Annotated in this window: 10 protein-coding genes and 1 pseudogene; 5 read left to right on the forward strand and 6 right to left on the reverse strand. The window is 49.1% G+C overall.

Annotated features, from left to right (window positions below):
* Window positions 1-191 precede the first annotated feature (191 nt).
* Complete coding sequence (nhaD, locus tag C9I92_RS09885) at window positions 192-1598, forward strand: sodium:proton antiporter NhaD (protein ID WP_047884473.1); 1407 nt, start codon at window positions 192-194, stop codon at window positions 1596-1598.
* Between the two features lie 218 nt (window positions 1599-1816).
* Here nhaD and ltaE read toward each other — a convergent pair whose 3' ends face one another.
* Entirely contained in the window at window positions 1817-2854 is a 1038-nt protein-coding gene (gene ltaE / locus C9I92_RS09890) for a low-specificity L-threonine aldolase (protein WP_047884472.1), read from the reverse strand.
* Window positions 2855-3147: 293 nt separating this feature from the next.
* On the opposite strand from ltaE, the gene C9I92_RS09895 reads away from it, so the two are divergent.
* The gene (locus tag C9I92_RS09895) at window positions 3148-3450 is read left to right on the forward strand and encodes a hypothetical protein (RefSeq protein WP_047884471.1); all 303 of its coding nucleotides are present in this window, start codon (window positions 3148-3150) and stop codon (window positions 3448-3450) included.
* Between the two features lie 188 nt (window positions 3451-3638).
* On the opposite strand, the gene nagA is transcribed toward C9I92_RS09895, so the two are convergent.
* On the reverse strand, window positions 3639-4766 hold the full coding sequence (nagA, locus tag C9I92_RS09900; protein WP_047884470.1) for an N-acetylglucosamine-6-phosphate deacetylase: 1128 nt from the start codon (window positions 4764-4766) through the stop codon (window positions 3639-3641).
* Window positions 4767-5095: 329 nt separating this feature from the next.
* A complete protein-coding gene (locus C9I92_RS09905) occupies window positions 5096-5983 on the reverse strand; it encodes a LysR family transcriptional regulator (protein WP_047884469.1) in 888 nt (295 codons plus the stop codon).
* 51 nt (window positions 5984-6034) lie between these two features.
* Here C9I92_RS09905 and C9I92_RS09910 point away from each other — a divergent pair.
* Window positions 6035-7447 (forward strand): annotated as a pseudogene (locus C9I92_RS09910) (MDR family MFS transporter); the annotation flags it as partial.
* 427 nt (window positions 7448-7874) lie between these two features.
* Window positions 7875-8651 (forward strand): DmsC/YnfH family molybdoenzyme membrane anchor subunit, encoded by a 777-nt coding sequence (locus tag C9I92_RS09915; RefSeq protein WP_047884468.1) that lies wholly within the window; start codon window positions 7875-7877, stop codon window positions 8649-8651.
* 119 nt (window positions 8652-8770) lie between these two features.
* On the opposite strand, the gene C9I92_RS09920 is transcribed toward C9I92_RS09915, so the two are convergent.
* Together C9I92_RS09920 and C9I92_RS09925 are read right to left on the reverse strand one after the other, a co-directional pair.
* Window positions 8771-9310, reverse strand: a complete 540-nt coding sequence (locus tag C9I92_RS09920; RefSeq protein WP_047884467.1) for a hydrolase — start codon at window positions 9308-9310, stop codon at window positions 8771-8773.
* Window positions 9311-9441: 131 nt separating this feature from the next.
* Complete coding sequence (locus C9I92_RS09925) at window positions 9442-11004, reverse strand: glutamate synthase-related protein (protein WP_047884466.1); 1563 nt, start codon at window positions 11002-11004, stop codon at window positions 9442-9444.
* 254 nt (window positions 11005-11258) lie between these two features.
* Between C9I92_RS09925 and C9I92_RS09930 the strand changes: the two genes are divergently transcribed.
* On the forward strand, window positions 11259-11948 hold the full coding sequence (locus tag C9I92_RS09930) for a VC0807 family protein (RefSeq protein ID WP_047884465.1): 690 nt from the start codon (window positions 11259-11261) through the stop codon (window positions 11946-11948).
* 175 nt (window positions 11949-12123) lie between these two features.
* On the opposite strand, the gene C9I92_RS09935 is transcribed toward C9I92_RS09930, so the two are convergent.
* A complete protein-coding gene (locus C9I92_RS09935) occupies window positions 12124-13773 on the reverse strand; it encodes an ABC-ATPase domain-containing protein (RefSeq protein WP_047884464.1) in 1650 nt (549 codons plus the stop codon).
* Window positions 13774-13779 lie beyond the last annotated feature (6 nt).

The raw sequence follows: 13779 nt of genomic DNA on the forward strand, positions 1-13779 counted from the left end.
TCACAACAGTTTCAGATTTTCTCAAACTAATATCAGGGAGTGTAATTACGCTCACACTGTTAACTTAATGTTGCGTAGGTTGTTATGTTATTGGAATGCTTCACGTAAATGCCATTATGAAAGAGGTACACTGATTAATATCCATTTATTTCTCAGGGAGTGAGTGAACGATGAGAGTGAGTCATGTCTTTATGTCTGTACTGGCTGTCTGTGCAGCGGCTCCGGCATTGGCGGTGGAAGGCGCAATGAATCTCACCCATTCAACGGTGGGGTATGCATCATTACTGATTTTTGCGCTGGCATACTTGCTGGTGATGGGGGAGGAATATCTCAAGCTCCGTAAGTCTAAACCCGTGCTACTGGCTGCGGGGGTGATGTGGCTGATGATTGGGTACGTCTATCAGGAACATGGTATGGGGGAGGTCGCCAAAGAAGCGCTTGAACACAACCTGCTGGAATATGCAGAACTTCTTCTCTTCCTGCTGGTGGCCATGACATACATCAATGCCATGGAAGAGCGGCGTTTATTTGATGCCCTGCAGGGATGGATGGTTAGCAAAGGATTCAATTTCCGTAGCCTGTTCTGGCTAACTGGGATGTTGGCTTTTGTGATTTCTCCCATTGCTGACAACCTGACTACTGCGTTGCTGATGTGTGCTGTGGTGATGAAGGTAGGTGGCAGTAACATCCGCTTCATTAACCTAGCGTGTATCAACATTGTGGTTGCGGCTAACGCCGGAGGGGCGTTTAGCCCATTCGGTGATATTACAACGCTGATGGTGTGGCAGGCGGGGTTGGTCGACTTCATGGGATTCCTGGATTTGTTTCTGCCGGCGTTGGTTAATTATCTGGTGCCCGCGACACTCATGTCGTTTTTCGTCCCTCAAACTCAGCCGAATACTGCAAGTGAATATGTGGAGATGAAACGCGGCGCACGTCGTATCGTATTGCTTTTCATTCTGACCATTGCCACAGCGGTTGGCTTCCATGGCTGGGTGCATTTCCCGCCAGTAATGGGGATGATGATGGGGCTTGCATACCTTCAGTTCTTTGGTTTCTACCTGCGTAAAACCTTGCACCGCTCTCTGGAAAGGAAAAAAGCCATTGCGATAGCCAACCATGATGAAGAAGCCCTGAGACGATTAGGTTCTGTAGTGCCGTTTGATGTGTTCAAACGAATCTCTCATGCTGAATGGGATACCCTGCTGTTTTTCTACGGTGTGGTGATGTGTGTGGGTGGGTTGAGCCTGCTCGGATATCTGGGACTGGTTTCTGAAGTGATGTACACCGAGTGGAATCCGGTCTGGGCAAACATTATGGTTGGCTTGTTGTCAGCGATCGTCGATAACATACCGGTGATGTTCGCTGTATTGTCAATGCAGCCCGATTTATCACTGGGGAACTGGTTGCTTGTTACGCTGACTGCCGGGGTGGGGGGAAGCCTGTTGTCCATCGGTTCTGCGGCGGGTGTAGCACTAATGGGTGCGGCGCACGGCAAGTATACCTTTTTTGGCCACCTGAAATGGACACCGGCGATCGCCTTGGGCTACGCGGCCAGTATTTTGTGTCACCTGTTGCTCAATAGTCGTTTGTTCTGAGTCTTGCCGCTTTGACAAGAAAACATTTTTCCGGTCATACAAAACCATAGAGGGGTCCATAGGGCGCTTTGATCAAAGACATCGAAGATCAAAAACGAAAAGGCACCTCAGGTGCCTTTTGTCGTTAATCTTCGCTCAGTTTGTTACTTGGTTTATTTGTCGCTGGCGTATCTTTGTGAGCAAAACTTTGTAAACGGACTTTGCAGGTGAAACCAGTGTTAGTCGGTTTGCAGATGCGGTGCAAGATTGCTGACTGTCGTTTTCAGTGCCGAAATAAACGTATCAATATCTGCGCGCGAAATATCCAGATGTGTGACCAGACGCATTGGTTGACCCGCACTGATCAGAATGCCTTGTTCTTTGAGTGTTGCCACAAGCTGATGTTGATCCAGCGAGGGGGCCACTTTGGCAAAAAGCATATTGGTCTGTATATGTTGGGTATTGACGGAAAATCCTGCCACCTGATTTAGTTGCTCTGCCAGATATCGGGCATTAGCATGATCATCAGCCAGACGCTCAATATGATCTGTTAACGCGATCTTTGCGGCAGCGGCGAGAATACCCGCCTGGCGCATCCCGCCACCCAGTACTTTACGCCAGCGGCGGGTACGCTGAATAAATGCGCTGTCACCCAGCACCAGTGAGCCAATCGGTGCGCCCAGCCCTTTAGACAGGCAGATGGTCATGGAGTCGAAGTACTGGCTGATGTCAGTAATATCGATGTTCAATGCAACAGCGGCGTTGTACACCCTCGCACCATCCAGATGAAGTTTGAGTTGGTGCTCATCAGCAAATGCCCGTGCCTGAGCGAGATAGCTCAACGGCAGAATTTTACCATTGATGGTATTTTCCAGACTTAATAACCGGGTGCGGGCAAAGTGCGGATCATTCGGCTTAATGGCTGCTGCCAGCTTGGTGAAACACAATGTCCCGTCTTTCTCATTCTCAATCGGCTGAGGTTGAATTGAGCCAAGAACGGCCGCGCCGCCCCCTTCGAACTTGTAGTTGTGCGCCTGCTGGCCGCATAGGTATTCGTCACCACGTTCACAATGAGCCATTAGTGATAAAAGGTTTGCCTGAGTACCAGAGCTGCAAAACAAAGCACTCTCGAATCCGTGGCGTTCGGCTGCCCATTGTTCCAGCTCATTGACGGTTGGGTCGTCCTGGTAAACATCGTCGCCAACAGCGGCTGTAGACATTGCCTGGCGCATGGCTGGGGTAGGTTGTGTCACGGTGTCGGAACGGAAGTCAATCATTGCGTCATCCTTGCAGTGTTTTTTGCCAATATATCATAGCGACTGAAAATGTAACCGAATTCCATGCGCTATAAATTGTTAAGGTTGAGAAACCTTCAGGCTGTCAAGGTGATGAAACGTTATTTGTTCCGTGCTTGACGAAGGGCAAAAAACTTCCGGAATATTTGTGTTGATTTGATGAATCTTTATTTAACCCCTACCAGGTTGACTAAACTTACCATTGATCCTGTTGGGTAACTTTGAACACTTACCGGGATCATTCTTATGGCTGAGTTCAGATAGGAGGCTGGTGTATGTTGGCTGAGCATAGGCAATATCTATTGCCAGAGGGATGTGGTTTACATGCGAAAGTAACCGTAATCCCCACCGGAGAGCTGGAAGTCAATATATTAGAAGAAGATAATCACTATAAAGGTGAATTTGATGAGCTGTACTTCTATTCTGCTGGTAAAAAAACAGAATTAGTGTGCAAAGATCAGCTAAAGCCAGAGAATATTCGCTGGCACTTATGCTTAACCAGTGATGACGCTAGAGAGCTGGCTAAGCTAATTGAGTTGGCTGAAGAAGAATTCGAGATCTTGATGAGGGATCTCTAATCGCTCATTCCAACCCCAATTTTTGTATCTGATAGCCGTACCTTTAAAGCCCTGTGCATCAGTACAGGGCTTTTTTAGCTGCGACTCTGTCCAGCTGACAAATTGGATAGTTATGATGAAATGGGGAGGTTTAGATAGTTAGTCTCTTCTCTATTTTCTCTTTCTACCCTCTGCGAGTCGAAAGCCTGTCAGAAGCGCTTATTTCCCATTTGATATACGCTGCATACGTCATTACTGGCGTTCAACAACGTGATATTGGCTTTGTAGCCGGGCTCCAGTTTGCCGTACTCGTGATCGATACCAATGGCGCGCGCTGGATACAAACTGGCCATCCGTAAGGCTTCCTCGCGGGATATTCCTACATGCTGATTCAGGTTTTTTACACCTTCAATCATAGTGATGGCAGCGCCTGCGATAGTGCCATCTGCATAATGGCATTTCCCATCGGTCACGTACGCTTTGGTGCCAGCCATATCGTATTCCGTCATATCGGTTCCGGCGGGTGTTACCGCATCGGTTACCATAAAAAGCTTATCCTTGAGGATCTCATGTGCGATTCGAACGGAAGCAAAATCAGAATGTATGCCATCGACAATGATACCCGTGTAAGGTTTGCGATCGAAAATATAGCCCACAGCACCCGGTTCGCGGGAGCCCAACGGGCTCATGGCGTTGTATAAGTGCGTTGCTAATTCGAGGTGATCTTTCGTATTAAGCTCATGGTAGCTGGCATTGGTATGGCCGAGAGAAACCCGGATTCCGGCCTGATGCAGGATATCGATAACAGATTGCGGTGTATGTTCAGGAGCCAGGGTCACAACAGATATCTGGTCTTTGTGATCGGCGAGATAGAGCGCCGTCAGTTCATCTAAAGTGCGAATGTGGTTTTCGTTGTGCGCCCCTTTCTTTTCTTTGCTAATAAAGGGGCCCTCAAGATGCAATCCCAGCACACCCAGTGCCGATTTATTCTTGAGGCCGGCGACGACATCAATGGCGCGACACATGCTGTCATGCTGGCTGGTGATGAAAGTCGGTAAAAATTGTGTAGTGCCGGACAGCAGATTGGTCCTGTTCATCACTTCCAGTGTTTTTTCGCTGGTTTGTGTATTAAACAGTACGCCACCGCAGCCGTTGAGTTGCAGGTCGATAAATCCTGCTGTCGCAGTCAGCCCGTCACCGTTGTATTGTTGGCTCGGCAGGACAACCGATTCATTCATAGGCACAATATCGAGAATGATGTCGCCATCTACAATGATGGCCTGATTGGGCAAGATGGTGGAGCCATTAAAGACGTTAACATTTGTGATAGCGTACATGGGCGTTCCTACTGATTTATCAATGCGACAGCAATTAATACCGGTTTATCACCTACGCTGGCCTAACCGTTTTTATGGAGCGATTGTTTGGGCTGATGAGCCGACCAGTGCTATGTCCAGTGGTGTGTCTGCGTAGTGATTGTTATTTTTTGATAAAAAATAAGTTATTGCAATCATCCTTATTTGTCAACTGCTGTGCCCAAAACTGTGTCCTTCTCCCAGCAGAATACCAAGGTATATTTTGCAAAAGCTCTCTCAAAAGCTTTTCTGGTAAGGTTCTTGGTAAAGGGCTTACTGCTAATGATTGCCTGAGAAAGAGGACTCTATGGTTACTGTGAATTCAGGCCGGTCCAGTTTTCATGGAAGAAGTCAATCAGTGCCTGTGTTCGCTCCGGAAGGTGTTTGCGGCTGGGATACAGCATCATGACATCAGCCCCTTCAATCTGCCATTCGGGTAACACCTGTATTAATTCACCATTCTCCAGCGATGCTCGGACGTACCATTCGGGGAGTTTTGCCACGCCAAACCCTGAGATAGCCGCATGATGAATACAGTCTAGTTCGTCAGACTGAATCCGTCCGTTATGCTTAAGACTGACGCTATTTCCGTTCGGGTGAAGAAAATGCCAGCGTTGATCAGGGTTTGAGGTTAGCAGGAGATGGCGTGCCAACTCATTTGGGTGCGAGATCGCCGGATGAGTCGTCAGGTATTCCATGCTGGCGCAGAGAATTGCCGGGTTGTGGGCAATTTTCCGGGACACCCAGTCTGACGGAGGTTGCCGGCCAAAACGTAGGGCAATGTCGATATCTCCTCGCATAAAGTAGTCGGCTTGGTTACCCAATTGAAAACGCAACTGAATGTTTGGGTGGTGTTTGGCAAATTCCAGTGCAATTAAACCCAGAGGGTGTTGGGTTGGAATAATTGGTGCATTGATCACAATCAGCCCAGACAGCTGATCTTTTTCATCATCGATTTCTGCCACGCGTGCCTGCAGGTCGTCAAAGAGAGCGGCAAACTCTTTCACGAACAGCAGTCCGTCTTTGGTCAGCTGCATGTCTTTGGCATGGCGAACCAGCAGCTTGCGGCCACTGTCACTTTCAAGTTGTTGAATACGGCGACTGAGCGTACTGGTCGGAATGTTGATTTGACGGGCTGCGGCAGCAAAGCTTCCTGCTTTGACTACCCGGAGAAATAAAGCAAGATCATCAAGTTTCATACAGTGATCCCAAAAATGGAATTTTGACCTTCATTATATCCTGTTTTCGAAATTCACTTCATGAATTATCCTTGCCATGCCATTGAAGGAGAATGTATGTCGCCAAAAACCATCTTTGCCAGTGTCGCGCTGGTTATTGCGTTAGGATCTTTAGAAAAAAGTATCGTGACCACTCCGTTACCCATTATTGGTGACGAGCTGGGAGCCGGTCAGGCTTTGACCTGGGTTGTCACCGCTTACCTGCTTGCTGCCACGGCAGTCTTACCGGTATACGGTAAGCTGAGTGATATTTTTGGGCGGGTGAAAATGCTCAATGCCAGCATTGTCTTGTTTGTGCTGGGTTCGATTGCGTGTGCGTTGGCACAGGATTTGCCGACCCTGATAGCCGCCCGTGTCCTGCAAGGAATTGGCGGCGGTGGACTGATCGCTCTGGCGTTTACGGTGATTGCCGACTCTATCCCTGCACGCGAAGTGGGTAAATATCAGGGGTATATCTCTGCGGTTTACGCGGTGTCCAGCATTGCTGGACCATTGCTCGGCGGCTACTTTGCTGAACACCTGAGCTGGCGTTGGGTGTTCTGGATCAATATTCCACTCGGTGGACTGGCGCTATGGATGATTAATACCAACCTGAAGCATCTGAATCAGGGGCGAGAAAGTCAGTTCGATTGGTTGGGCGCCGGTCTGCTGATGATCGCAACAACTCTGCTATTGCTGTTACTGTCTCCGGAAGCGGCTATCAGTAAGGTATTCCTGGCATTTGCGCTGACAATCAATCTGATTGCTTTGGTGCTGGTGGAACGCAAGGTTTCTGATCCAATTCTGCCTGCGAGGCTGACCCGTCTGCCGGGTTATATGATCAGTGTCTCTCTTATTATGTGTTCGCAGCTGCTGATGTTTGCGGTGCTGGTGTATTTACCGCTGCAAATGCAGTGGCAGCAAGGGATGACGGCCTCAACAGCCGGTTTGATTATGGTGGTGTTTATGATGAGCATCACGGCCGGGGCGTATTTTGGCGGTAAACGTATTGCTAAAACCGGGGTGTATAAATCACTGGTTGTCCTTGGTTTTGCCATGGCCAGTGTGGCGCTGGGCTTGCTGTATTTCGGCATGCTGACGAAGGTTGCCCTGGCGCTGGGTGGCCTGGGACTGGGGTTGACCTTACCGGCATTGGGCGTTGTGGTACAGAACGTACTGCCGGCATCAGATCGTGGTATTGGATTGTCCATGTTCGGTTACAGCCGAGAATTGGGTGGTGCGATTGGCGTGGCGCTCTGCGGCGCGTTGTTCCACATGAAAGTACCGGTGCTTGTCGGTGAAGGCGCCGGACATGGGTTGTCACATTTTGATCCTCAGGTTCTGGGCGAAGGATTTACCCTGACTTATGCGGGAATGGCCGTAGTTTCCGTCATTGCGCTGCTAGCCACTATCGCTTGCCTGAAAGCGCAATCGCTGGCAGAACACGTCACTCATGATCAAACGCTTGAGTCCGGACATGAGCAAGGAAACCTGCCAGCCGGAAATCACAAACCCGATAGAAAAGACATCGCAGAAACTGAAGCAACAGGAGCGGCTGGTGATACAGGGAAAGGCAACGATGGCACGAAATAGTTGTGTTGGGTAACTTCTCAGGGTTCGTCTCGGGACTAGACGTTCGGAAGATGAAAGATAGGCTCTGAAACAGCGCCTTGAAACAATGATTCCGAATTATGACACCCGAAACTATGGCATGAAGTTTTAGAGCATTTTACTGGTAAAAAACGTATTGGGTTCACGGCCAGCAGATAGCCGCAGAGGCCCGGATTTCATTAGCATTACGGCTAGGAGTGGGGCAGAATAACGCCCCGTGATTCACGAATACAGCAGGAGAATTAGGTGAAAGAGGTGCATCATGGCTTGGTTTGAATGGCCATTGATTCTGTCCAGTGTGTTAGCCGGTGTGGCTATTGGCGCATTTTTGATAAATGGAGCTGTTATCTTATCCGGCAAACTGTGTTTTGGTCAGTCTGATCGCTTACACCGTACGATGCCGGTATTGTGGCTGATGATTTTTCTGTCGATGTTTTTCAGAGAAACCACACTGATTCTTGCCGCGGCAGAAACGGCTTACCAGCCAAGTCTTGCCGCTATTCTGGTGTTTACGTTTTTTGCGCTGGCTCTGATTTATTGGTTTGCCGAAAAGGCACTTTGGGGCAGTGATAGATTGCGCCGTAGCCTGTTGGTTCTGGTCATGCTGGTGGGGGCGGGGATTTTTCTTCTGGCCTTCCAGGGACACGGATTTGTGATGCAGAATGATTCGCGACTGGCGGTGGGTTACTTTCTGGCCGTGGTCTTGTGTGGTGGCACGCTACTGGCTCACACCATGTTGATAAGAGCAGAGCACAAAGTCGAGCCTCTGAACCGGATATTGCCTTATGTCGGGCTGGCTATCGCGGTGGTTGGTTTGCTCGCCGCACTTCCGCAACTCACTATTCTTGCTGAGGAATTGGAGTTGATGGGTGAGGTGATGCCATTTGTCACCCAACTAATGAGTGTGGGATTACTTCTTGGCGCTCTGGGCGTCTGGTTTATGCCTGCCCTGACACGCAGTAAACCGGTTGCCGGAGTCATGACATTTGCGTTGGGGCTCAATGCGGTAGCGGCGTATTTAGTTGGGACTGGTATCTAGACAATGCTCATTCTATAAGCCACATCAAATAGCCTGGCTTACAGATAACAAATCTCAGAGAGAATAAAGCCGCGATAGTCGCGGCTTTGTCGTTCTAAGATTCTCAATATTTTCAGGGACTACTTGATGATGTTCAGAATCTGTTTGAATCGCTCTCCTTGGGCGACTTCTTGCAGCTCGAAGAGAACCATTTCGGTACAGGTGAGAACAGCACCAGCCTGCTGTAATTTGGTCAGGGCAAGCTTGCGGTTTTCACCGTTTCGGGACGAAACTGCGTCGCGCACGATTTCAACGTGGTAACCGGCATCAAGTAACTGGCGCACTGTCTGATAAACGCAAATGTGCGCTTCAATACCCATCACCAGAACATTTTTACAGCCTGTGTCTTTAAGGGCTTTAACAAACTGTTCGTCACGATAGCAACTGAAGCTGTTTTTCGCGATAGGTTGCAGCTCGTGCAGATGATCCGAAATCTGAGGAATGGTTGGCCCTAGTTTATCCGGCAGCTGTTCAACCCAGATGATCGGTAATTCCAGAATTTTGGCGCCTTTCACCATGGTTTCCAGGCTATGAAATAACGCATCCTTGTTGTCCATGATTTGCGCGAGCTTCCCCTGGACATCGACAATGACCAGAGCTGTATCGTTTACAGTAAGCATGGTTGTATCCTTTCAGTATTAGGGTAAGAGTCTCAGTAACATCTGTTTTCGTTATTGGTCACTGATAATCATAATACAAAAATCGATACTTCGAGATATCAGGCGCACTTAATATGTTTTATATCAGTGTGTTAATCCCTTAATTTGAAACCGGCATATTCAATGCCAGCCAGCCTTGCCATGTCGTGATGCCAGGTCGCCAGGTCTTCTTTATTGAATTGATTCAGGTGATGGTGGCCGCAGGCGCGTGCCATGACTTGCATCAGCTCCACTGAGGCTGTCAGAAAATTGGCAAGCTGGCGGGAGGCTTTGTCTGGATTGAGCTTTTGCCGCAGATCCGCTTTCTGAGTCGCAATACCGGCCGGGCAATTGTTAGTGTTGCAGATGCGTGCAGCCACGCACCCGATGGATTGCATCGCACTGTTGGCGATGGCGATACCATCAGCTCCCAGCGCCAGGGCTTTGATGAAATCAGCCGGGGTTCTCAATCCGCCGGTGATAATCAGGGTGACGCTGTCACTTGCACCTTGTTTGTCGAGGAAATAACGTGCTCTGGCAAGTGCCGGAATGGTCGGCACGCTGATGTGGTCTCTGAACAGCTGGGGCGCCGCGCCGGTACCGCCACCGCGCCCATCCAGAATGATATAGTCAGCACCAGCCTCCAATGCAAAACCGATGTCACGCTCAATATGGTTCGCACTGAGTTTGAAGCCAATTGGGATACCCCCGGTAATTACCCGGACATTGTCCGCAAAGACTGCAAAGTCCCGCGGTGTTCTCAAGTCTCTGAATGTCGGTGGGGAAATGGCGTCTGTTCCTTCTTCGAGGCAACGGGTTTTCGCAATTTTGCCGACATTCTTCGCTGCCGGCAGATGGCCACCCGTGCCGGTTTTGGCCCCTTGGCCTCCTTTAAAATGAAATGCTTGTACCTTTTTCAGTAAACCTTCGTGGTAGCCGAATTTAGCGCTGGCTAATTCGTAAAAATAACGGGAGTTGGCTTGTTGTTCTTCTGCCAGCATACCGCCTTCCCCCGAGCAGATACCGGTACCGGCCAGCTCAGCCCCCATTGCCAGGGAAATTTTGGCTTCTTCTGACAACGCGCCGAAGCTCATGTCTGACACCAGTATGGGAATATCCAGTACCAGCGGCTTTTTGGCTTTAGGACCGATCACAAGCTCAGTCCCCACCTTGGCTTCTTCCTGCAAAGGTTTGGTCGCAAGTTGTGCTGTCATGATCTGAATATCATTCCAATCGGGTAAGTCATAACGGGGGACTCCCATCGCGGTAATCGGTCCGTGGTGTCCCATTTTACTCAGTCCCTCTCTCGCCAGTTGATGAATAAAGGCGACGGTGGGTTCTTCTTTGGTTGGCTGGGCAACGGGCATGTCTTCGCCTGCTGATGCCGAGGTGCTGAGGTTTTCTCTGCCCGGACCCTCTTTACCCACGTCTTTGGCATTAAAACGTTGATGGGTGCCGTCGCAGAATGGGGCGTGACCTGTGTGCTTACAGGCACAAAGGTACTCTTCGCCGTCTTTCTCTGCCTTAAAAGCCAGTGGTGTCAGACCTGTGCCCTTATGGGAACCATCGCAAAACGGTTGGTTTGCCGAACGTCCGCAAACACAGAAGTGATATTCTTTCCCTTTATCCAGCTGTACTTTCACTGGACGGTTATTGGCAATCACAGGCTTAGACATAAGGATCTCCTTCCCGGTACGCAATCAGAAAAGCACGTCAATTTCAGATTTATACAGCTGTAAAGTATGGAAGAGGAAAACGAGGTTTGCTGTCGCATTCGCAGGCAGAGCAGGGCTGCTTTGCTATATTTTTCACTGAGATTGCATGTTTTACCGCCGCCTTTTAATGCTTTGTAACGCCCTGAGGCTTTACAGGAACATCATTTCACGAAACAATGCGACCGTTTATTTTTGGAAAAATACTGTAAAAGATTATGGCTGAGAAAAAAGCAAGTCCTCTTAATGATTTGATTTTCAATGTTATTGTGCCTTCAGTGGTACTGATGAAACTGAGTGGTGATGAATACCTGGGGTCAGTTGGTGCGCTGCTGGTTGCGCTTGCCTTCCCGGTGTTGTTCGGTGGCTACGAATTGATTAAATACAAGAAATTCAATTTCATTTCTCTGCTTGGTTTTGTGAGTGTGCTAATGACCGGCGGAATTGGCTTGCTGGAGTTGGATGCTAAATGGCTGGCAGTCAAAGAAGCACTGATTCCTGGTCTGATTGGTCTTGGGGTCTTTATCTCAACGTTCACTAAGTATCCGGTGGTTAGCAAAATGCTGATCAATGACACTGTACTGAATATGGCGTTGATTAACGAAAAGTTACAAGAATTCAATAAGAAAGCTGATTTTGACCGTAGCCTGGTTTTTGCCAATTATCTGTTTGCCGGCACGTTCGTATTTTCATCAGTGATGAACTATGTGTTGGCGAAAGTGATTGTAACCAGCCCGTCAGGATCTCAGGCGTTCAATGAAGAATTGGGGCGTTTGACGTTGGTCAGCTACCCAATGATTGCGATTCCTTCGATGGTGATGATGATGGGTATTTTCTACTACATGTGGCGTCAAATTCGTCAGATGACACAGCTGGAAACCGCTCAAATCCTTAAAACCGAGAAGTAAGCTCAAGCGGAACAGGACACACAGCAGTGATGTAAATGTAGTGGTATAGAGACAGAGCTCAGCCAATACATTGAGCATTTTTTGCAAAGCGCTATCGATAAGACAACAAAAAGCCCGCATTTGCGGGCTTTTTTTTGGCTGAGGAATCATCAATTCCCTAACCAGGAGATGTGGCTTACTTAAATTCCGCTTTACGCATCCGGTTAAGCACTGCCATAACCTCAATTACGCGAGGTTTAGCAATATCACCGTAGTTAGGCATTGTACGGAACCAGTTGTCGTCTGCCAGCATGGTTTCAAACGCTTTGCTCGGGTTTTTCTCCCAGCCTTTGTTTTGTGCAATCTGGAACCACAGCCAGCCAACCGCATGCAACTGGCTGGAATCTGCGACTTGCTCAAGTGCCTGCAAATCAACGTACTCGCGGCCAAAGCGCAGGGACGATTTGTCTTTCACCTGAATACGGAACTTACCATCTTCAAGCAGGGCTTTCATCGCCACACGATTCAGCTGACGGGTACGCGGGCGTGTGATCTCGCTGCTGCCTTCAAGTTGACGACGGGTAGGATGCTCGGCAATCACGGCTTTGGCTTTTTCTGTGACATCCAGAGCTTGATAGTTGTGCATCTGAATCACGGTATCGGCAACGTCCAGGTAGTCGCCCGAACCGCCCATAACCAGCAGAACAGAAATACCTAGCTGATCACGCAGCAGAGAAATGCGATCGACCAGTGGAGTAATCGGTTCATCATTTTTCGCAATCAGGGCTTGCATGCGCTCGTCACGAATCATGAAGTTCGACGCAGAAGTATCTTCATCGATCAGCAGGGCATTGGCACCCGATTCAATGGATTCCTGCAGCCAGGCCGCCTGAGACGTTGAGCCGGAAGCATTCTGGGTCGAGAACATGCTGGTATCTTTACCCATAGGCAGATTACTGATGTATGGGGTTAGGTCAACCTGATGCACACAACGGCCGTCTTCTGCGCGGATCTTCGTAGCCGATTCATCCGTGACAATATATTCGCGGCCATCACCAGGAATATGGTCGTACACTGAGCTCTCAATCGCGTTCAGCAGCGTTGATTTACCGTGAAAACCGCCACCAACAATCATGGTAATGCCTTTTGGCACACCCATGCCCCGAATTTTACCACGGTGAGGGGCAACCAGCTCTACCGCCAGACTTTCCGGGCTGACAAACGGAATAGCATCAGGCATCGGCAGTTCACTGTTACCGGCCAGACGCGGCAGAATGCTGTCATCAGCAACGAAAGCCATCAGCCCTTTATCAGAAAGCTGTTTACGCAGCGCAACCTGATCTTCAACGGTTTCACAATGACGTTTCAGCGCTTCCATTGGCAGTTCTCGGGCAATGGTGGCGCGACGGATAATTTTCGGTAGTGTAAACGTCAGCAGATTGAGGGTTTTCTTTGCAATAATGGTGCGACCGTCAGATGGCAGATCAACGCGAAAACGCAGTTCAAGTGCATCATCGTCAAAGACAACGGCTGTGCGGTCAATAATGCACTGTCCCGGGCGATCAATCTGAATTTCGTTGATCTGTTGGGCCAGTTCTGCAAACTGACGGGCAATGAAATCACGGGCAGCCCGTTGGTAATCAGGAGACTGTTCTTTGAGCCATTCCAGATCGGTCAGCGACCATTTGCGGCGAGCGCGAACTCGTGAAGCCGGGGCATAGGGATCTGCCTGAGTAATATCGATGAAGAAATCGAAGTCAACGAAATGGTATTCTCCGCGTAGGCTGGAGTAGCTGCGGTAATTGTGACGGTCAATTTTATGTAGTTTTGCTTCGAGTAATTGCATGTCGAC

It is taken from the genome of Photobacterium ganghwense, assembly GCF_003025595.1.
In the GTDB taxonomy this organism is placed as follows: domain Bacteria; phylum Pseudomonadota; class Gammaproteobacteria; order Enterobacterales; family Vibrionaceae; genus Photobacterium; species Photobacterium ganghwense.

What these genes read in the sequence shown, in the direction of transcription:
- nhaD (WP_047884473.1), top strand. Translation starts at nt 192, where the DNA reads ATGTCTGTACTGGCTGTCTGTGCAGCGGCTCCGGCATTGGCGGTGGAA.
- ltaE (WP_047884472.1), bottom strand. Translation starts at nt 2,854, where the DNA reads ATGATTGACTTCCGTTCCGACACCGTGACACAACCTACCCCAGCCATG.
- C9I92_RS09895 (WP_047884471.1), top strand. Translation starts at nt 3,148, where the DNA reads ATGTTGGCTGAGCATAGGCAATATCTATTGCCAGAGGGATGTGGTTTA.
- nagA (WP_047884470.1), bottom strand. Translation starts at nt 4,766, where the DNA reads ATGTACGCTATCACAAATGTTAACGTCTTTAATGGCTCCACCATCTTG.
- C9I92_RS09905 (WP_047884469.1), bottom strand. Translation starts at nt 5,983, where the DNA reads ATGAAACTTGATGATCTTGCTTTATTTCTCCGGGTAGTCAAAGCAGGA.
- C9I92_RS09915 (WP_047884468.1), top strand. Translation starts at nt 7,875, where the DNA reads ATGGCTTGGTTTGAATGGCCATTGATTCTGTCCAGTGTGTTAGCCGGT.
- C9I92_RS09920 (WP_047884467.1), bottom strand. Translation starts at nt 9,310, where the DNA reads ATGCTTACTGTAAACGATACAGCTCTGGTCATTGTCGATGTCCAGGGG.
- C9I92_RS09925 (WP_047884466.1), bottom strand. Translation starts at nt 11,004, where the DNA reads ATGTCTAAGCCTGTGATTGCCAATAACCGTCCAGTGAAAGTACAGCTG.
- C9I92_RS09930 (WP_047884465.1), top strand. Translation starts at nt 11,259, where the DNA reads ATGGCTGAGAAAAAAGCAAGTCCTCTTAATGATTTGATTTTCAATGTT.
- C9I92_RS09935 (WP_047884464.1), bottom strand. Translation starts at nt 13,773, where the DNA reads ATGCAATTACTCGAAGCAAAACTACATAAAATTGACCGTCACAATTAC.